Here is an 18,383-nt window from a genome sequence, read left to right on the forward strand (position 1 = left end):
TTCAAGAGGTATAACAAATGCAAGCTATTCCGATGACCCTTCGTGGCGCAGAAAAACTGCGCGAAGAACTCGATTTTCTGAAATCTGTTCGCCGTCCTGAAATCATTGCTGCCATCGCGGAAGCACGCGAGCACGGCGATCTGAAAGAGAACGCTGAATACCATGCCGCCCGTGAGCAGCAGGGCTTCTGCGAAGGTCGTATTAAGGATATCGAAGCCAAGTTGTCTAACGCGCAGGTTATTGATGTGACCAAAATGCCTAACAATGGCCGCGTGGTGTTTGGGGCGACGGTGACGGTTCTGAACCTCGATAATGATGAAGAGCAAACCTGGCGTATCGTGGGTGATGATGAGGCGGATTTTAAGCAGAATCTGATCTCAGTGAACTCGCCGATCGCCCGTGGTCTGGTCGGCAAAGAGCAGGATGATGTCGTTACCATTCGCACGCCAGGCGGCGAAGTCGAGTACGAAATTATCAAAGTCGAGTATCTTTAATCGTTGCCCGGCATCGAATTGTTGATGCATTGTAAAGATAAGAAAAAGGCCGCATAGCGGCCTTTTATCAAGCTGAAGAGCGTGGCATGTTGCTAGCCTTCGCGAAGGAAAACCCTCGTTTTACACACTGTTGTGTGCAATTTTAGGATATTCTTAACGTGGCAGCGAGATTTTACGCTCTTTACTCGGGCGATAAAGCACCAGCATTTTACCGATGACCTGTACGTTACAGGCGCCGGTTTCGCGCACGATAGCGTCCACGATCAAGGTTTTGGTTTCGCGATCTTCAGACGCGATTTTCACCTTGATAAGTTCATGGTGCTCTAACGCTTGTTCAATCTCGGCCAGTACCCCTTCGGTCAAACCATTATTGCCAAGCATGACTACCGGCTTGAGCGGATGTGCCAGACCTTTCAGGTGCTGTTTTTGTTTAGTACTCAGATTCATCGTATATTTTTGCTTACGTTGGGATTGAAAACGGGTCATTCTACCGCCATCTCCCATATATCGCCAAATAGTGCGTTGAAATTTACGCCGCATGGCAACGATGTTCTGCCCCGATGGGAAAGTTAAATGACAGGTAAGAAGCGTTCTGCCAGCTCAAGTCGCTGGCTTCAGGAACACTTTAGCGATAAATATGTTCAAGCGGCACAGAAAAAGGGGTTACGTTCCCGTGCCTGGTTTAAACTTGATGAAATACAGCAAAGTGACAAACTTTTTAAGCCGGGGATGACAGTGGTTGACCTCGGTGCTGCCCCAGGAGGCTGGTCACAGTATGTGGTCACGCAGATTGGTGGCAAAGGCCGCATCATTGCTTGCGATCTTTTACCTATGGATCCAATCGTTGGTGTGGACTTCCTTCAGGGCGACTTTCGTGATGAACTCGTGATGAAAGCGTTACTGGAACGCGTGGGTGACAGTAAAGTACAAGTTGTCATGTCAGATATGGCACCAAACATGAGTGGAACACCCGCGGTGGATATCCCCCGCGCCATGTATCTGGTGGAACTGGCGCTTGAAATGGCGCGTGATGTTCTCGCGCCAGGCGGTAATTTTGTAGTGAAGGTGTTCCAGGGCGAAGGCTTCGATGAGTATCTAAGGGAAATTCGCTCCCTGTTTACGAAGGTTAAAGTTCGTAAGCCGGACTCTTCCCGCGCACGTTCGCGAGAAGTGTACATTGTAGCGACCGGGCGAAAACCATAGAAGGTGGAATTTCAGACGAAAGTTTGAAAGAAACTGGATATAGAGTATCCTGACGCTGTTTTTAACACAGTTGTAATAAGAGGTTAATCCCTTGAGTGACATGGCGAAAAACCTAATACTCTGGCTGGTCATTGCCGTTGTGCTGATGTCAGTATTCCAGAGCTTTGGGCCCAGCGAGTCGAATAGCCGTAAGGTGGAATACTCTACCTTCCTGCAAGAGGTCAATCAGGACCAGGTTCGCGAAGCGCGTATCAACGGACGTGAGATCAACGTTACCAAGAAAGATAGTAACCGTTACACGACTTACATTCCGGTTAACGATCCGAAGCTTCTCGACAACCTGCTGACTAAAAATGTCAAAGTGGTTGGCGAACCGCCTGAAGAGCCGAGCCTGCTGGCTTCAATCTTCATTTCCTGGTTCCCGATGTTGTTACTGATCGGTGTCTGGATCTTCTTCATGCGCCAGATGCAGGGCGGCGGTGGCAAAGGTGCCATGTCGTTCGGTAAGAGCAAAGCGCGCATGCTGACGGAAGATCAGATCAAAACCACCTTCGCTGACGTCGCAGGCTGTGACGAAGCGAAAGAAGAGGTGGGTGAGCTGGTTGAATATCTGCGTGAGCCGAGCCGCTTCCAGAAACTGGGCGGTAAAATCCCGAAAGGCGTCCTGATGGTCGGCCCTCCGGGTACCGGTAAAACGCTGCTGGCGAAAGCGATCGCGGGCGAAGCGAAGGTACCGTTCTTTACGATTTCCGGTTCTGACTTCGTAGAAATGTTCGTCGGTGTCGGTGCATCTCGTGTGCGTGACATGTTCGAACAGGCGAAGAAAGCGGCACCGTGCATCATCTTTATCGATGAAATCGACGCCGTAGGCCGCCAGCGTGGCGCAGGCCTGGGCGGTGGTCACGATGAACGTGAACAGACCCTGAACCAGATGCTGGTTGAAATGGATGGCTTCGAAGGTAACGAAGGTATTATCGTTATCGCGGCGACGAACCGTCCGGACGTTCTTGACCCGGCGCTGCTGCGTCCAGGCCGTTTTGACCGTCAGGTTGTGGTTGGCCTGCCAGATGTTCGCGGTCGTGAGCAGATCCTGAAAGTTCATATGCGTCGCGTCCCGCTGGCGCCAGATATCGACGCGGCAATCATTGCCCGTGGTACCCCTGGTTTCTCCGGTGCAGATCTGGCGAACCTGGTGAACGAAGCGGCACTGTTTGCGGCACGTGGCAACAAACGCGTTGTATCGATGGTTGAATTCGAAAAAGCGAAAGACAAAATCATGATGGGTGCGGAACGTCGCTCCATGGTGATGACGGAAGCGCAGAAAGAATCCACCGCATACCACGAAGCGGGCCATGCGATTATTGGTCGCCTGGTACCGGAACACGATCCGGTGCACAAAGTGACGATTATCCCGCGCGGACGTGCGCTGGGTGTGACCTTCTTCCTGCCTGAAGGCGACGCGATCAGCGCCAGCCGTCAGAAACTGGAAAGTCAGATTTCGACGCTGTACGGCGGTCGTCTGGCAGAAGAGATCATCTACGGCGCGGAACATGTTTCTACCGGTGCGTCGAACGACATTAAAGTCGCGACTAATCTGGCGCGTAACATGGTGACTCAGTGGGGCTTCTCCGACAAACTTGGCCCGCTACTGTATGCGGAAGAAGAAGGTGAAGTGTTCCTGGGCCGTAGTGTGGCGAAAGCGAAACATATGTCTGATGAAACCGCGCGTATCATCGACCAGGAAGTGAAATCGCTGATCGAACGTAACTACGATCGTGCGCGTAAACTGCTTAACGACAACATGGACATCCTGCACGCGATGAAAGATGCGCTCATGAAATATGAGACCATCGATGCGCCGCAGATTGATGACCTGATGGCCCGTCGTGATGTTCGCCCGCCAGCTGGCTGGGAAGAACCGGGTTCATCTAACAACTCTGACAACAATGGCACCCCGCGTGCGCCGCGTCCGGTCGATGAACCGCGTACGCCAAACCCGGGCAACACCATGTCAGAACAGTTAGGCGATAAATAAGTTTTTTGCGCGTGTTAGCGTAGCATCACCTGAAACCCTGAGGCTTGCCTCAGGGTTTTTTTACATTCAAAACAAGAATCAATCGGAAGGATTAGCCATGAAACTCTTCGCCCAGGGCTCCACGCTGGATCTCTCTCACCCTCACGTTATGGGCATTCTTAACGTCACGCCGGATTCATTCTCCGATGGCGGAACGCACAATACGTTGGTCGAGGCGGTGAAGCACGCTAACCTGATGATTAACGCCGGAGCGACGATTATCGATGTGGGCGGTGAGTCTACGCGTCCAGGCGCTTCTGAAGTCAGCGTTGAAGAAGAACTGGATCGCGTGATCCCCGTGGTGGAGGCTATTGCTCAGCGATTTGAAGTGTGGATCTCCGTCGACACGTCAAAACCGGAAGTGATCCGAGAATCTGCTCGCGTCGGTGCGCATATTATTAATGATATCCGCTCGCTCACCGAACCCGGTGCACTGGAAGCGGCAGCAGAAACCGGTCTGCCTGTTTCCCTGATGCATATGCAGGGCAACCCGAAAACCATGCAGGAAGCGCCGAAGTATGATGACGTTTTTGCGGAGGTAAATCGCTTCTTTATTGAGCATATCGCTCGCTGTGAAGCGGCTGGTATCGGAAAAGAGAAATTGATCCTCGACCCGGGGTTCGGTTTCGGTAAGAATCTCTCTCATAATTATGCATTACTGGCACGCCTGTCTGAATTCCATCATTTTGGCCTTCCGCTGTTCGTCGGAATGTCGCGTAAATCGATGATTGGTCAACTGCTGAACGTCGGGCCTTCAGAGCGCCTTAGCGGCAGCCTGGCGTGTGCGGTAATTGCCGCAATGCAGGGGGCGCATATTATTCGTGTCCATGATGTCAAAGAAACTGTAGAAGCGATGCGCGTGGTGGAAGCTACGTTGTCAGCGAAGGAAAACAAACGCTATGAGTAAACGTAAATATTTTGGTACCGATGGTATACGTGGCCGCGTAGGCGATGCACCAATCACCCCTGATTTCGTACTGAAACTGGGTTGGGCGGCCGGGAAAGTGCTGGCAAGCCACGGTTCACGTAAAATCATCATCGGTAAAGATACCCGCATCTCAGGCTATATGCTGGAGTCTGCGCTGGAAGCAGGCCTGGCCGCTGCGGGGCTCTCGGCCTCCTTTACGGGCCCAATGCCGACACCGGCAGTGGCTTACCTGACGCGTACTTTCCGTGCTGAAGCGGGCATTGTTATCTCCGCATCGCATAACCCTTACTACGACAACGGCATCAAATTCTTCTCCATCGACGGCACCAAACTGCCGGATGAAGTGGAAGAAGCCATCGAAGCGGAGCTGGAAAAAGAGATCAGCTGTGTGGACTCTGCCGAACTGGGTAAAGCCAGTCGTATCGTGGATGCTGCGGGTCGCTATATCGAATTCTGTAAAGCGACCTTCCCCAACGAACTAAGCCTGAACGACCTGAAAATCGTTGTCGACTGTGCGAACGGTGCGACGTATCACATTGCGCCGAACGTGTTCCGCGAACTGGGCGCGCAGGTCGTGGCGATTGGCTGTGAGCCGGACGGTGTAAACATCAACCAGGAAGTCGGGGCAACTGACGTCCGGGCCTTACAGGCACGCGTACTGGCTGAGAAAGCTCATCTTGGTATCGCTTTTGACGGCGACGGCGACCGTGTCATTATGGTCGACCATGAAGGCAATAAAGTCGACGGTGACCAGATCCTCTACATCATTGCCCGTGAAGGTCTTCGCCAGGGCAAACTGCGCGGTGGTGCAGTCGGTACCCTGATGAGCAATATGGGCCTGGAAGTCGCGCTCAAGCAGTTAGGCATCCCGTTCGTACGCGCCAAAGTGGGCGACCGTTACGTGCTGGAAAAATTGCAGGAGAAAGACTGGCGCATTGGTGCGGAAAACTCCGGCCACGTCATCCTGCTGGACCAAACCACAACGGGTGACGGTATTGTGGCAGCGCTGCAGGTCGTTGCAGCGATGGTGCGCAACCATATGTCTCTGCATGACCTGTGCAGCGGCATGAAAATGTTCCCGCAGGTGCTGGTTAACGTTCGCTTCACCGCCGGTAGCGGTGACCCGCTGGAAAATGAAACCGTTAAAGCAGTGACGGCTGAAGTGGAAGCCGCGCTGGGCAACCGTGGCCGCGTGCTGCTGCGTAAATCGGGCACCGAGCCGCTGATTCGCGTAATGGTCGAGGGCGAGGACGAAGCACAAGTTACCGCTTTCGCTAACCGCATTGCGGATGCGGTGAAAGCGGTTTAACGATTTACTACCCGGCTGCCCGGTTCCGGGCGGCCTTTTACATCGATTTTTTTCTTTAATTATTCATTATTTTTATTGGTTTAATTATTAATTAATAAATTAATATTCAATTTATAAATATAAATGTATTCCTAATTTCAATCTAATTCCCGTCATTTCATTGCCTCTGCTCGTTTTCTGTCAATATAATTTGTTGCTTTGGTAACGCTTATCACGAAAAGTTATGCCATAAGCAAATCAAAATTTATATTTATGGATTGTTAAGGATTCAAAATGGAAATGGTTTTTGATTTAAAAGGGAAAGTGGCTCGCAAAGTCGCTAAATTCCAGGAAATGAAAAAACAGCGCGGTGTAACCCTGCTGGAAATCATCATTGTACTGGGTATCATCGGTATTATTGCCGCGGGCGTGGTTATTCTGGCGCAGCGTGCGTTTACTGCTCAGGATCTGTCTGATGTACAGGACAACCTGACCAGCGTACGTACTGCAATGAACGAAGCATATAAAGATCAGGCAAACTATCCGAAACCGACTAATAGCGTGATTGGTATTACTAAATCATCAATTAGCGATTCAAAAGTAGCCAATGACGCGCCAATCGTGACATTGGTGCGTATGGGTAAAATTTCTGCTGACGAAGCGTTTAACGGTTTCTCCAACGACCCCTTCCAGATTGATCAGGCTAAAACTGATTCTACCAGTTCTCAGTTTAAAGGGTTTACCGTTGTGGTAAACGGCCTTGCAGCAGAAGAGTGTCGTAACCTGATTTCTCAGATGGGCAACCAATGGGATTATGTAGAGGCACTCAACACTGGTGCAACAGCAGGTAAAGAAGTCACAGGTCTTACTGGCCGTGCACTTGATACAGCAACAAGCACAACTGTTCTGAAAACGTTAATTTCAGGTGACATTGCACCAGATAAGATTGTCGCAGCTGGTGTTTGCGATGGTGCTGGCTCTGTTAACGGTGTTATCTTCGGTAGCAAATAATCTAACTAAATAGCTATATTATTTAGTTCGTCAACGAGTGACTATTTTTAAAATAATAGCCACTCGTTTTATTGATTTAATGAATAAATAATTTTACTGGATATGGATATGCGACGTCACGACCGTGGGTTTACATTACTAGAAGTAATTATTGTTCTGGCCATTATGGGCGGGGCTTTAGTGATGTATACCAATCATGTTCGTAAAGAGTCGCTTAAAACTGCGCAGCAAAATATCGCCAATGCGCTGGTAATGGAAATGAAAGGGGTCGTTAACTTCCTTCATGATGATCCTTTACCTATTGGTGGTGATGATACGATTGAAAACCCGCTTTATCACGATCCGGCTACGTTAAGCACCGAAACGAACAAAGAGTATAAAGTTAGACTTGCTAATAATATAAATGACATCAATACAGATGAAATTAAACACTACTTCCTCTGGGGCGATAGTGATAACGCTAATAACCAGCAGCGTTACCTGTTCATCAGTAAAAACTGTTCTAACAAGCTGAAGTCTGAAATGGAACTTTCAAAGGAATACCTTTCCTGTAAGTTGAGCTCACAGGCGAAGAACAGTGCGGCAATCATTAAGCAGGTAGGTTTTGCGGCTGAAAGCCTAAGGGCGTCAGATGACACAATCGCACGCGTCGATGTGATCGTCGCGTTCGAGTACACAACGGGCGATGAAAAGTATCATTTCGTTGATTATGCTCCTGCGTTTGCCAAAGCCCTGAACAATTCAGGGTTGATTGCTTCACATATGATGCTTGTTCACCGCAGTAATTCGACGGGCAACTGGCTGCTGGTGACGCAATCAGATAACAAAACACCCATTGAACTCAACAACGCAGCTTCCAATATGGCGGCGTTAACAAAGTTACCGAAAACAGAACGCTTCGGTGTGCGCTTCACGTTTGATATGAATGATAACAGTAACGGGGGAAGCGGAGGCGGCGGCGGTGCTGCAAATACATGTTGGGATTCAGAAAACAGCAAAGTAATCCACTGCTTTGACCAGAAGGAGGGTACCAGCGATCGTGGCGAGGATGCGGTTTTGGCATTAACAACCAAACCAAAAGATGATCCGAAAACGACTGACCCGGCCAAAATCAAAACTGCGACGCTGAATGCCAATTTGATTATGGAGAATACGTCACGACGTGTGTATATCTTCAAGCGGAATAAATTTGGTAGCTTAGCAACAGATGGCAGTAAACCCGAACGCTTTACCTGGACAGATAAAGACGGTCTGCCCTTCGAAGGAGATTACTATCAGGATGATAATACGAAGGGAGATCAATTTGACCCTGGCGATAGTTCATATGGTTCAGCTAAGTTCTTCTATCCTCCTGAAGTATATGATGGCTTTGAACTGGTAACACCTGCGGTTGTTGATTATTTAGCGGATAGGTCTGACCATAGCCAAACTTCAGATCCCGATTATGTGCCGTATGATGATAGTTCTCTTAATGATACCGTGCGTGGCGCGTTGCGTTACCCTATACAGGTCTGTCCAAAGATAAAACAAAATATTCAGTTAAAAGACAAAGAGGGTAAGTTGACGGGAGAAAATGTAGAGGTCGAAAGGCAACTATATCCTCGTTTAAGCGTCTCAATTTCATCAATATCAGCTTATCCAGGTATTGGTATGAAGAAAAGTGGCGTTGCGCTGTCACAGCTTGATCAAAACAGGTCTACTTTAGATGACACAGTTAATGTTGGTCAACTTGGTGGAATCACGACACAGGTTGACATCGCGCTTCAGGATCAGAATGAACAGGATAATAACTCGTATGTGAATGGAGGAGAGCATTATATTTATTCAAATCATAAATATATTTGGGCGATAAGCAATACGATGGCTATTTATGAAGGTGATACTAAACAAGGAATGAATGTCGTCAACTCTGCGGATGTTTCATATACCGTTACCCGTTGGTGTAGCAGCATCCCGCAAAATGGCACACCATCAGATCTTATTGCCACATATCAATACGAGTAATACTTAAGACAAATAAGGATTTTTGGCTACAGGAGTATCAAGTGAAGAAGCTTCATTTCTATGGATGTTTGACGCTATTAATGCTGGGGGCCACCAGCGCATTGGCTGCTACAGGTGCCACGCCGCCAACACCGGCTAACCCTCAGACAACGGTTCGCAATCCGTTCCAGGGAGGGAGTGTTTCTACGGGGGCTTCATCTACTATCGCTCCATCTCTGGTGCTTCATGAAAATGAACTTCTGAGCCAGGGGGTGAAAAAATGGGTAGAGGGTAACGGCTACAAATTGTTTTGGAACAGTAAAAAAGACTACCTCATATATAACGATATCACCTTGAGTGGACGCTCTGACGATGAAATTTTACAACAACTGGGCGAGTTATTTTTTTCTGAAAACTACGGTCTGGTTGTCAAGAAATACGAAAAAAATCGTGTAATTGTCATTGATGAACTTTAAACGTACGGATACGTTATGAAAATTAAAACAGGAATTGTAATGATGGCCCTGCTGCTGCAGGGGTGTGCCAGTGATTTTCATCGTAAATACGATGCCGAAAATGCGGTAAAAGAAGATCTGCCGAACACAACACCTATCGACGCCACCAAGGCAAAGCCTTACACCAAATATAACGGTGCATATCTGGGGCAAAAGGTACAGTACTCGGTTGAACAGCAGCGCTTAATGGGGAAACACGTCAAAATCTCTTCCTATGAACCCGCCACGCTTGCGCTAATTCTCGACGCCGTTGCCGCGCAAACCGGCGTAAGCTATCGCATTGAGGCAAACCCGAAAGGTAGTAGCAAAGGCGGAGCCGATTGGGATACTCCCCATAGCGTAAATTTTGACGGTACATTCGCAGAATTTATGAATTATATCGCATCACTCTATGATGTGAGCACTAAACTCGATAATCATAACCTATTGAAAGTTAATGTATTCGAGACTTATGCCATTCGTCTCGATTTTTACGGCGAAAATAATAAAACCGAAACGACGCTTGATCTCTCAGGTAACGAAGCAACATCCAGTGGTGGTCTGACCGGCAAATCCGAAACAAAATTTGAATCATCTTTCTGGGATGATATTGAGGATATTGCAAAAAATTATCTTTCGTCAGGTAACTACAACCTCTTTAAAGACTCTTCAATCCTGATGATCAACGCGCGGCCCTCGGAATATGAAGCGCTTAATCAGGCCATCGATAAATACAAAGCGGATAACAGCCGCCAGTTTATTGTTACATACAAAATTTTCACTCTTGATAAAACGAAGGTTTCCGAGTTAGGTGGAGGATTGGACTTCTCATTTGTTGATAAGCATAACACCATGCGTATCACCAGTAGCTTGCTCTCATCACTCACTGGAGGAATGTCTGTTGGCTGGAAGAACAGCAATGTTGATATCAGCGGTGGGCTGGATGCGCTTTATCAGTTAACCGGTAGCCGCTCCTTACAGAGTGGGTCATTTATTACTCGTAATAATATGGCCGTGCCGTTAAACATGACGAAATCGCAGAACTACGTTTCAGGTAAAACGCGTACTACCGATGACAATGGTGAGGTGAACGTTGAAGTTGAAACCTCTTCAATCGTCACGGGCACCAGTTTTATTGTGACGCCTCGCGTGCTTTCTGATGGACGTATTGAAGTAGTTAGTGGCTTCACCAAGCGCTATCTCGAGGGGATTGAAACCTTCGATGACGTTCAGTTGCCGTCAATCAGCACCACGGAATCATTTAACTCATCAATCATTATGCCGGGCGATCTGCTGATGGTTGCGAAATATGATGTCAAAGATGATAACGGTGGCCTTGAATACCAGGTAATGGGGGCATCCGATAAAGACGACTCCGCAACGGCAACGGTGGTGATGGTTATTGGTATTGATTACTACCGCCAGCCCATGACTTCCCGCTAATTCAGGGAGGGAAGATGAGAGCGGAGCTACTCAAAAATAACATCTTGACGGGTCTTCTATGGGAGCCCGAAAGCTTATCGCACCTTGATCCCGGGGCTCAGGTTTCCTTTCGGGGAATGGTCAAGGCCTACAGGAAACTGGTTTATAAGGATAGCAAAGGTGCTGCAGCGGTTGGTTATTGTGAAAAAGTATCAAAGCTGTATGAACCATTCGCACTTTATATCAAAGAGCTGTTTGGTGACGGCATCTATTTCGTGCATGAGGATGATGATGAAACCTACTTCCTCATCATTAATGAAGGGCGGGTGGTGAGTGGCACGGATTGCTTTATCAGCCGTGAGCTCTTTGATGAACTGATTAAACACAATGAACAATATTCGCATCTGGATGTGACATCGTTCGTTGATGTACAGCTGGATGCGGTAATTGAGCGTTGCCGTGCCCATCAATTATCACTTCAGCGACGTCGGCGCTTTATGATCGGCTTATTCTTCGCCAGTGGGATAGTTTTCCTGCTGGTACTGGCGCTGGTGCTCCATTTTCTGGTGAGTAAATAAACATGCTGGATAAACTTTATTTCTGGAAGGGCGGTGGCACGGGTGGTGGCAGTTCTGCAATGAGTCTGCTGCTGATTATCTTTGTGCTTCTGATCCTCATGGGTGGTGGTGCCGGGGGATATTGGTATTACTCTATTTATATTCCTGAGCAGCAACAAAAAGCTGAGCAGGAGGCGCTCGTTGCGCAGCGACAGGCCGATATTTCTTCCGTGAATACTTTTTACGAAAGTTCACTCGAAGGTATCGCGGTGCCGCAGGCAATATCGTTATTTGACGAAATTCATCGTGGCACGTTCCCAATATGGGTGGCACAAGTTGGAAACACGCTTGGTTTTAGCTGTGATACGAAAAAGTGTAATTTTAGTTTTGAACTGGAAGATGGCATTATTGCTACATATCCGAGCCTGACGCTTTGGGGTAAAACGTATAAAGCCTATCCTTTTTTACCGAAGAGTGGAAAAGTCAAATTTGGCTTTCAGTATACCAATGTAGCAGTCAAGCTTGAGTCGAATGAATTTCTTAAAGCTTATAAAGCAAAGAAACCGATAGCGCTTTTCCCTTGCGGAGAGATTCTTTCGTACATTACTGCTTATAACTCTTATCTGGGCAAGACTCCCCAAAAAGGCGGGGTGATTAAACTAAAAACTTTCCCGGCAACCACTGTTGAAGAGCTGGAGAAAAAATTGGGATCTCAGGTATACGCTTTTGGTATACGGAGCGCCACTTGGGAGATAGAAGTAAAAGAGCAACTAAATAATGACCTAAGTTCTCCTTTAACCGATATGCAAGCGCTTTTATATCAGCAGCCCTATCGGTCCGCTTTTTTAATCAGGAAGATTGACAGTACAGACAAAGGAATGAAAGTTTCAGGAGGTTTGGTATGCAAAGCGTAAAATCTACTTTAGCCATCGCGGCGTTTATTTTCAGTGCAGGAGCTTTCGCGGAACCCACATCTGCGCTTCCTTTTCCTGCGATGCCAGATACGACTGCGGGCGCGCAACCGGTACATTCTCTTGCAGGAGCTGATACCAGAGTGGTTTCACAACCAACTCAAGGTCAAGATAATACCGTCTCTGATGAGAAAACCACTCAGGTGTTCCTAAAAGAGGTGGTGGAAAGTGACTATGAATATCAGTTGCAAGCGCGACAACTTAAACAGCAAGTCGAGCTGGAAAAAATGCGCAGCGAAATTCGCAAGCTTCGCGGCGAAGACAAAAAGCCGGTTGCCGCCGTGTCTCAAGCGGCGCCTGCACAACCTGCTCCCTCGCAACCAGAAGCGCCTACAGCGCCTGAAAGTAAGATTCCAAAAGAATTGCCTTTGGTACTGCTGGAATCCGAAATCGCCGGAAGTGCGCGCGTGGCCGTTACCAATTCCGCACGCAGCAAGTTGATGTACGTTCGTCCGGGCGATCTCTTTGAAATGGATGGCGTGCAGTATCAGTTAGTCAGAGACAAGAAAAGCGGCCTGCAGGTAAAAGGTGTGACGCAGTGAGTTTGGCTTATCTGCGTATCGAACCCGAGGAACTTTTCTCAGAACGATGGGAGTTCTTCGAGTTCGACGGTATCGGCCTGACTGCCTCCTGTGAAGAGGGGGAGTTTCTGCTCGTATTTAACGTGTCAGTCGAAAAGATGTTTGAGCATCAGTTACAGATTGCACGCCTGAAATCGATGCACAAGCGTCCTGTCGTGGGCCTGGCGCGTATTACTGAAGAAGAATATTACCAGGTGATTGAATATATTTCCCTGAAGGCGATAAATGCCGCGCAGGGAAATATTGATATTACCGATACCCAAAAACGGCTGGCGAATATTCTTCTGCGTGCCGTTAACATGGGCGCAAGCGACTTACATATCACCCGTAATGATGTTTTGGCCCAGTTTGAGGCCAGGGTCAACGGCGTGCTGATGCCCTTTATGCAAATAAAGTCTCAGCAGTGTGATGAGCTGGTGTTTGTGTTGTATAACGTTGAAGCCACCACGCGTGATACCACCTGGAACCGTGCGATCCCGCAGAACGCCAACATTCTGTATAACCTGGATGGTAAGCCTTTCCGCTTCCGTTACGCGCACTTCCCCATCTTCGGTGAAACGCCGGATTGCTACCATGCGGTGCTGCGTATTATTCCGTCAGGCCTGCAAAAAAATAATATCGGCTCTATCGACAAAATCGGCGTCTCTGACGCCGAACTGACCGATCTGAAAAAGATCCTCAGTAATCCTTATGGCGCCTATGTGATTGCGGGGACAACAGGTTCCGGTAAATCAACGACCCTGAAAAGCCTGATGGAATGGTTGCAGATACATCGTTACGACGATCGAGGCTGTTTCCTGACGGTTGAAGACCCTGTGGAATATCAGATTTATGGCGCGAAACAGAGTTCGGTGGTTAGCGTTGACGGCGGTGGCTTTCATGCCGCCATTAAGTCAGCGCTGCGTCGCGACCCAGATGTACTGATGGTGGGGGAGATCCGTGACAACGTGTCGGCGAACGCGCTGGCAGGTGCGGTTGAGAGTGGTCACTACTGCTTTACGACCGTCCACGCCGGTAACATCGTTTCTCTACTGCAGCGTATGTCGGCGCTGGGTATCGGTAGCGACAAACTTTCGACGCCGGGCTTTATCGCCGGTTTGCAGTGTCAAAAGCTGGTTCCGGTTTTGTGTGAATCCTGCAAACAAGTTCATGAAATTAAAACTATTAGCGGCCGCGAATTTACGCTTTATACGGCCGGAGAAAAAGGCTGCCCGAAATGTAAGCATAGCGGTATTAAAGGCCGTCAACTGGCGATGGAATATTTTTTGCCTACCTATGAAGAGCTGGCAACCATTTCGCGCCAGGAGTGGCTGAACACCTATGCGCTCTGGCGCAAGAAGCGTGTGGCGGCAGTAGGGCTGGCGGAAGGTTTCGAGATCCGTGAAAAGGTCATGGCGCATGTCCTGATGGGGCGCATCGATGCCCGTTGGTATGCCATGGAATTTGGTGTGGTAAGCGATGAAGATCTGGAGATGATCGTTGGCAAAATTTAGCAAAAAACAGCGCATATACATTTATCAGTTTTGCGCCGACATGATTAAAGCTGGCCTGCCGCTGTTCGATTCCCTGCAGAAACTGCAGACAGAAGGGCGATCGTTGCTTGGGGCAGGGTTCAGTAAAAAACTGCAGGGATTGCTGGTACAGATGAAGCAGGAAACCTCGGTTTCTGCAGTGTTCACGGGCATGGTACCTAGCTCCGAGCTAAGCGTAATTACGGCGGCGGAAAAAAGTGGCAGCCTGGCGGATGGCTTCTTTACGCTGGTTTCCGTTATTCGCTACAACGACGAACTGCGTAAGAAAATCGTTGGCGCGCTGATTTTCCCGCTGATTATGATTACCTTGTCACTCGTAGTGATTACCGGTTATTCGCAAAAGGTCTTCCCGGCGTTCGCATCCGTCGTGCCTGTGAATAAGTGGCCTGGCGTGACGTCATCACTCTATAATTTTGGCACCGCGCTTTATGAAGGTTTGTGGATTAAAATTCTGGTCGGTTTTATTGTTGGCGTGATAGTTATTCGCTTTATGCTCGGGAATCTTAAGGGGGCTATCCGCAATAAAGTGTTGGATCGTATATTGCCTTTTTCGACCTATCGCCAGCTTACCTCATCGATTTTTCTTAATAACCTGGCGCTAATGTTGAGCAACAATATCCCGCTTACTGACGCGCTGGCGATCATCCAGCTTAACGCTAATCGTTGGTTGCGCTGGCATCTGGATGTGATGCTCGACAAGATGGCACGCGGGATAAACTACGGTAAAGCGCTGGACTCCGGCCTGATGGGGCCGGAAGAGTTGCTCAATATCAGCCTTTATGCCGACCTGCCGTCATTTAATGAGGTATTGCTTTCGGTTTCAAATCGCTCTCGAGAGCATATTCAGGAGTATATTAAAAAACTTGCCGGACTGTTAAAGAACCTGGCGACACTAATCCTCGGCGGCTGCGTTATTTGGGTGTTCGCTGCATTATTCTCATTGATGGATACGTTATCGAAAAGTGCAACAGGGATGGGCTAAAAATGAAAGTAAAGAAGTTCTATAAGTTTCCATTCGTCATAGCGTTACTATCATTATCCTGCAGTTCGATGACGTCGGCCTCAGGAAAATATGCTTTCGCTGATATGAGCGGTGGAGCAGGGTCTTGTTCCCTTGGCGTAACTCCTTTCCCTATCTCATTTAAATATGACCAGGGTGGGGGGGATCTGGTTTACATGCATTTTAATATGTTTTATGTGCATGATGATGTGCAAGGCATGGATGATTATTTCGATTTTTACACAAATGGCGAAAACAGTGGAGGTGAGTTTGATTTCTGGCCCTCCACACCTGCCATGGGCAAGGGTAATGACAATCCTCAATGTACCGATACGGATTTAAATGAGAATGGTCAGATAGACGATAATCCCCCCGGATATACAGAAAAATGTGTAACCGGTGTTGATAGTAGCAATAGACAATCCTATATTAATAAAGGAGTATCTGATTATTCTCGTATTTTAAACATGTATCCTGCCTCCGGTGAACTAAAAGTTGTCACGGATATCGTTCCAACGAATGGTAGTAGATATAAAATGTTGCTTGATGTGAGAAAAATTAAATATCTTCGTGTTGAAGTGTTTACGCCGTATACCGGGAGTGTTGCGATGCATAAGGGGTATGTTGAACCGGTTTATTTTGAATATATAAAAGATAGTAATAACTGGTTGAAGTTAACAGATTCTTATGGGTCAACGACTCAATATATTACGAAAGAACAGCTTAAAGGGATGTTGCCCGATCGTATAAACCTCAATTTACTTTCTGATATTCGGGTGAAACTTGATTCTTACAATGGAAGTACTAACTTTTCGTCAAAAGTTCCAAATCTGGAATTTGTTTCATTGACCCCGGAACAACAGTTACGAGTTCCCGATAGTTGTAAGTAAATACCAGGAATAGTTTATGCGCATGGAAGCGTTTTTATCATCATTCTATCTGTATCTGGCTTTAATTTTAGGGTTGTTGATAGGTAGTTTCTTAAATGTCGTTATCTATCGATTGCCTATTATGTTGATGCATGATTCTACAGAAGAAGCGTGTGCCGCCCCCGTTAACCTCTGGTGGCCTCCTTCACACTGTCCAAACTGCCAGCACAATATCATGCCCTGGGATAACATTCCGGTGCTGAGTTGGCTCTGGCTGCGTGGAAAGTGCCGCTATTGCCACGGCCATATTTCCTTTATCTACCCCCTCAGCGAAGCGCTGATTGGTGCCGGGTATATGGCGCTGGTGTTCTGGTACTACCCCCACTACAGCCTGACTCAGTTGGCGTTTCTGGCACTCTTTTTCAGTGCCCTCTATACGCTGGCGATGATTGACTTCAAAACTTACCTTTTGCCCGATTGCCTGGTCTTTTTGCTGTTGTGGGTAGGGCTGATTGCTTGTGTCAGAAATCTGATCCCACTATCTCCGCGTGACTGTGTAATGGGAGCGGTCATCATCTGGGCATTCTCCTGGTCAATGGCGCGCGTCTTTACCTGGGTGACAGGCAGAGAAGGCTTCGGCCAGGGCGATGTTAAATTGTTTGCAGCCTGTGGCGTCTGGCTCGGGGCAGACAACATTGCCGCCCTGATGTTGGGCTCAGCCGGATTAGGCGCACTCTTTTTCCTGATTCAGGCGGTGAACAAACGCTTTGCGAAAAAAAATTCTGACGCAGATGAATTTGCTGCTCAGGGATACATTCCGTTCGGCCCGGCAATTTGTATTACTGCCGCGGTATTGATGTGCTCGGAGGTACTGACTCATGGTTGAGTTTATTTTGCCATTATTTCTGGGGGTATTCTCCCCTGGCGCGCCGGTGTTTTATGATGTGGTATCGCAGAAAGGAGATGCAATTACGCTCTCTCTCAACGATAGCCGTAAATCAGGCCCTTCGACGACTCTCACTCTGCCGCGAACGCTACTTCTGCTTAATAGTGCGGTATGGCGGCCGGTGGGCTATAAGCCCGAAATTCACGACATTACACCTTATGTTCCGCCAAAGATATTGACTCAGGCGCAGCAATATTTTGATGAGATGATGATATGGCGCGCGCAAATGCCCGCACGGCAGGAAGCGACTGTAGCCCCACACGTTGAATGTGCCACGCCTGGCAATATGCAGTGGCAGGCATCACTACGATTGGGAATCGACGGCGAACGTCTTCAGCCACTCTCTTGTCAGCAGCAGTCTGCGTTAGCGCTCTTCCTTAAAGCGCCGGATATCGACACAGAAAAATTGCCGGAAGAACTCCCCGCAGATGAACTGGCTGATGATGGCTTTATGGGCAGCAGCGTCTTCTCGGTATTGAACGCCACTATTCCAACGGCGAGCGCGCCGCCGCCTTCATGGCATCCCACTGGAGACTTAAATGAAGCCAGAGTGCTGCAACAAATTCCGGAGCAGTCGTTTATCTTTCCGCTTACCAGTAGCGTCACGGTCACATCGCCTTATGGTTTACGCTATCATCCGATGTTGCACCGTTTTATGCGCCATGAAGGGGTGGATTTACGCGCAGCGCTCAACAGCAATGTCCTCTCTGTATCCAGCGGCGTCGTCAGTGAAACCGGCTACGGCCCGGCAACGGGGCTGTATGTGACGGTGAACCATGCGGATGGCTGGAGCAGTCGTTACCTTCATCTTAACCAGATTCTGGTGACGAAAGGGGATCGCGTCGCGAAGGGCAATATTATCGCTTATTCTGGATCGACCGGGCGCAGCAATGGGCCGCATCTGCATCTTGAGATTAGCCATCACGGACGTTTACTCAACCCGATGGACGTGCTTTTTGCCCGGATTGAAAGCCCTGGTAATCTGCCACAAGCATCGGCGGTGCCCGCCAGCGCTGAACCTGTGCAACCT

Annotated in this window: 17 protein-coding genes and 1 pseudogene; 17 read left to right on the top strand and 1 reads right to left on the bottom strand. The window is 48.4% G+C overall.

What is annotated here, in order from left to right; all coding sequences use genetic code 11:
* The first annotated feature begins 17 nt into the window (after nucleotides 1-17).
* A complete protein-coding gene (greA, locus tag ACOXYR_RS01070) occupies nucleotides 18-494 on the top strand; it encodes a transcription elongation factor GreA (RefSeq protein ID WP_108474970.1) in 477 nt (158 codons plus the stop codon).
* Between the two features lie 153 nt (nucleotides 495-647).
* On the opposite strand, the gene yhbY is transcribed toward greA, so the two are convergent.
* Complete coding sequence (yhbY, locus tag ACOXYR_RS01075; RefSeq protein ID WP_042292049.1) at nucleotides 648-941, bottom strand: ribosome assembly RNA-binding protein YhbY; 294 nt, start codon at nucleotides 939-941, stop codon at nucleotides 648-650.
* 126 nt (nucleotides 942-1,067) lie between these two features.
* On the opposite strand from yhbY, the gene rlmE reads away from it, so the two are divergent.
* From rlmE to ACOXYR_RS01155, 16 genes and pseudogenes are all read left to right on the top strand, one after another.
* Complete coding sequence (gene rlmE / locus ACOXYR_RS01080; protein WP_015962846.1) at nucleotides 1,068-1,697, top strand: 23S rRNA (uridine(2552)-2'-O)-methyltransferase RlmE; 630 nt, start codon at nucleotides 1,068-1,070, stop codon at nucleotides 1,695-1,697.
* A gap of 100 nt (nucleotides 1,698-1,797) precedes the next feature.
* Nucleotides 1,798-3,732 (top strand): ATP-dependent zinc metalloprotease FtsH, encoded by a 1,935-nt coding sequence (gene ftsH, locus ACOXYR_RS01085; protein WP_421355428.1) that lies wholly within the window; start codon nucleotides 1,798-1,800, stop codon nucleotides 3,730-3,732.
* Nucleotides 3,733-3,829: 97 nt separating this feature from the next.
* The gene (folP, locus tag ACOXYR_RS01090) at nucleotides 3,830-4,678 is read left to right on the top strand and encodes a dihydropteroate synthase (protein ID WP_108474972.1); all 849 of its coding nucleotides are present in this window, start codon (nucleotides 3,830-3,832) and stop codon (nucleotides 4,676-4,678) included.
* Nucleotides 4,671-6,008 carry a phosphoglucosamine mutase gene (gene glmM / locus ACOXYR_RS01095; RefSeq protein WP_015962849.1) on the top strand — a complete coding sequence of 446 codons (1,338 nt, stop codon included), beginning with the start codon at nucleotides 4,671-4,673 and terminating at the stop codon, nucleotides 6,006-6,008. Before folP ends, glmM begins: the two co-directional genes overlap by 8 nt.
* A gap of 273 nt (nucleotides 6,009-6,281) precedes the next feature.
* Nucleotides 6,282-6,998, top strand: a complete 717-nt coding sequence (locus ACOXYR_RS01100) for a type IV pilus major pilin (protein ID WP_421355427.1) — start codon at nucleotides 6,282-6,284, stop codon at nucleotides 6,996-6,998.
* 108 nt (nucleotides 6,999-7,106) lie between these two features.
* Nucleotides 7,107-9,002 (top strand): pilus assembly FimT family protein, encoded by a 1,896-nt coding sequence (locus ACOXYR_RS01105; protein WP_421355426.1) that lies wholly within the window; start codon nucleotides 7,107-7,109, stop codon nucleotides 9,000-9,002.
* Nucleotides 9,003-9,043: 41 nt separating this feature from the next.
* Nucleotides 9,044-9,457, top strand: a complete 414-nt coding sequence (locus tag ACOXYR_RS01110; protein ID WP_421355425.1) for a TcpQ domain-containing protein — start codon at nucleotides 9,044-9,046, stop codon at nucleotides 9,455-9,457.
* A gap of 15 nt (nucleotides 9,458-9,472) precedes the next feature.
* Nucleotides 9,473-10,918, top strand: coding sequence for a type II and III secretion system protein (locus ACOXYR_RS01115; protein ID WP_421355424.1), 1,446 nt, complete (start codon nucleotides 9,473-9,475; stop codon nucleotides 10,916-10,918).
* Nucleotides 10,919-10,932: 14 nt separating this feature from the next.
* The gene (locus tag ACOXYR_RS01120; RefSeq protein ID WP_108474977.1) at nucleotides 10,933-11,475 is read left to right on the top strand and encodes a pilus assembly protein; all 543 of its coding nucleotides are present in this window, start codon (nucleotides 10,933-10,935) and stop codon (nucleotides 11,473-11,475) included.
* A gap of 2 nt (nucleotides 11,476-11,477) precedes the next feature.
* Nucleotides 11,478-12,368 carry a hypothetical protein gene (locus ACOXYR_RS01125; RefSeq protein ID WP_421355423.1) on the top strand — a complete coding sequence of 297 codons (891 nt, stop codon included), beginning with the start codon at nucleotides 11,478-11,480 and terminating at the stop codon, nucleotides 12,366-12,368.
* On the top strand, nucleotides 12,356-12,967 hold the full coding sequence (locus tag ACOXYR_RS01130; protein ID WP_421355422.1) for a hypothetical protein: 612 nt from the start codon (nucleotides 12,356-12,358) through the stop codon (nucleotides 12,965-12,967). The genes ACOXYR_RS01125 and ACOXYR_RS01130 overlap by 13 nt, the downstream gene beginning before the upstream one ends.
* Nucleotides 12,964-14,499: an ATPase, T2SS/T4P/T4SS family gene (locus tag ACOXYR_RS01135; protein WP_421355421.1), complete on the top strand. Its 1,536-nt coding sequence runs from the start codon at nucleotides 12,964-12,966 to the stop codon at nucleotides 14,497-14,499. The genes ACOXYR_RS01130 and ACOXYR_RS01135 overlap by 4 nt, the downstream gene beginning before the upstream one ends.
* A complete protein-coding gene (locus tag ACOXYR_RS01140) occupies nucleotides 14,486-15,520 on the top strand; it encodes a type II secretion system F family protein (RefSeq protein ID WP_421355420.1) in 1,035 nt (344 codons plus the stop codon). Before ACOXYR_RS01135 ends, ACOXYR_RS01140 begins: the two co-directional genes overlap by 14 nt.
* A gap of 2 nt (nucleotides 15,521-15,522) precedes the next feature.
* Nucleotides 15,523-16,428 carry a hypothetical protein gene (locus ACOXYR_RS01145; protein ID WP_407731667.1) on the top strand — a complete coding sequence of 302 codons (906 nt, stop codon included), beginning with the start codon at nucleotides 15,523-15,525 and terminating at the stop codon, nucleotides 16,426-16,428.
* 22 nt (nucleotides 16,429-16,450) lie between these two features.
* Nucleotides 16,451-17,293, top strand: coding sequence for a prepilin peptidase (locus ACOXYR_RS01150; RefSeq protein ID WP_421373414.1), 843 nt, complete (start codon nucleotides 16,451-16,453; stop codon nucleotides 17,291-17,293).
* Nucleotides 17,294-18,008: 715 nt separating this feature from the next.
* Nucleotides 18,009-18,267: pseudogene (locus tag ACOXYR_RS01155) on the top strand (M23 family metallopeptidase); the annotation flags it as partial.
* Between the last annotated feature and the right edge of the window lie 116 nt (nucleotides 18,268-18,383).

The organism is Pseudocitrobacter faecalis (genome assembly GCF_965231525.1).
Lineage (GTDB): Bacteria > Pseudomonadota > Gammaproteobacteria > Enterobacterales > Enterobacteriaceae > Pseudocitrobacter > Pseudocitrobacter faecalis.

Excerpts from the sequence above, each read along its gene's own strand:
- ACOXYR_RS01150 (WP_421373414.1), top strand. The coding sequence starts at position 16,451 with ATGGAAGCGTTTTTATCATCATTCTATCTGTATCTGGCTTTAATTTTA.
- ACOXYR_RS01100 (WP_421355427.1), top strand. The coding sequence starts at position 6,282 with ATGGAAATGGTTTTTGATTTAAAAGGGAAAGTGGCTCGCAAAGTCGCT.
- ACOXYR_RS01130 (WP_421355422.1), top strand. The coding sequence starts at position 12,356 with ATGCAAAGCGTAAAATCTACTTTAGCCATCGCGGCGTTTATTTTCAGT.
- ACOXYR_RS01125 (WP_421355423.1), top strand. The coding sequence starts at position 11,478 with ATGCTGGATAAACTTTATTTCTGGAAGGGCGGTGGCACGGGTGGTGGC.
- rlmE (WP_015962846.1), top strand. The coding sequence starts at position 1,068 with ATGACAGGTAAGAAGCGTTCTGCCAGCTCAAGTCGCTGGCTTCAGGAA.
- glmM (WP_015962849.1), top strand. The coding sequence starts at position 4,671 with ATGAGTAAACGTAAATATTTTGGTACCGATGGTATACGTGGCCGCGTA.
- ACOXYR_RS01115 (WP_421355424.1), top strand. The coding sequence starts at position 9,473 with ATGAAAATTAAAACAGGAATTGTAATGATGGCCCTGCTGCTGCAGGGG.
- ftsH (WP_421355428.1), top strand. The coding sequence starts at position 1,798 with ATGGCGAAAAACCTAATACTCTGGCTGGTCATTGCCGTTGTGCTGATG.
- greA (WP_108474970.1), top strand. The coding sequence starts at position 18 with ATGCAAGCTATTCCGATGACCCTTCGTGGCGCAGAAAAACTGCGCGAA.
- yhbY (WP_042292049.1), bottom strand. The coding sequence starts at position 941 with ATGAATCTGAGTACTAAACAAAAACAGCACCTGAAAGGTCTGGCACAT.
- ACOXYR_RS01105 (WP_421355426.1), top strand. The coding sequence starts at position 7,107 with ATGCGACGTCACGACCGTGGGTTTACATTACTAGAAGTAATTATTGTT.
- ACOXYR_RS01145 (WP_407731667.1), top strand. The coding sequence starts at position 15,523 with ATGAAAGTAAAGAAGTTCTATAAGTTTCCATTCGTCATAGCGTTACTA.
- folP (WP_108474972.1), top strand. The coding sequence starts at position 3,830 with ATGAAACTCTTCGCCCAGGGCTCCACGCTGGATCTCTCTCACCCTCAC.
- ACOXYR_RS01120 (WP_108474977.1), top strand. The coding sequence starts at position 10,933 with ATGAGAGCGGAGCTACTCAAAAATAACATCTTGACGGGTCTTCTATGG.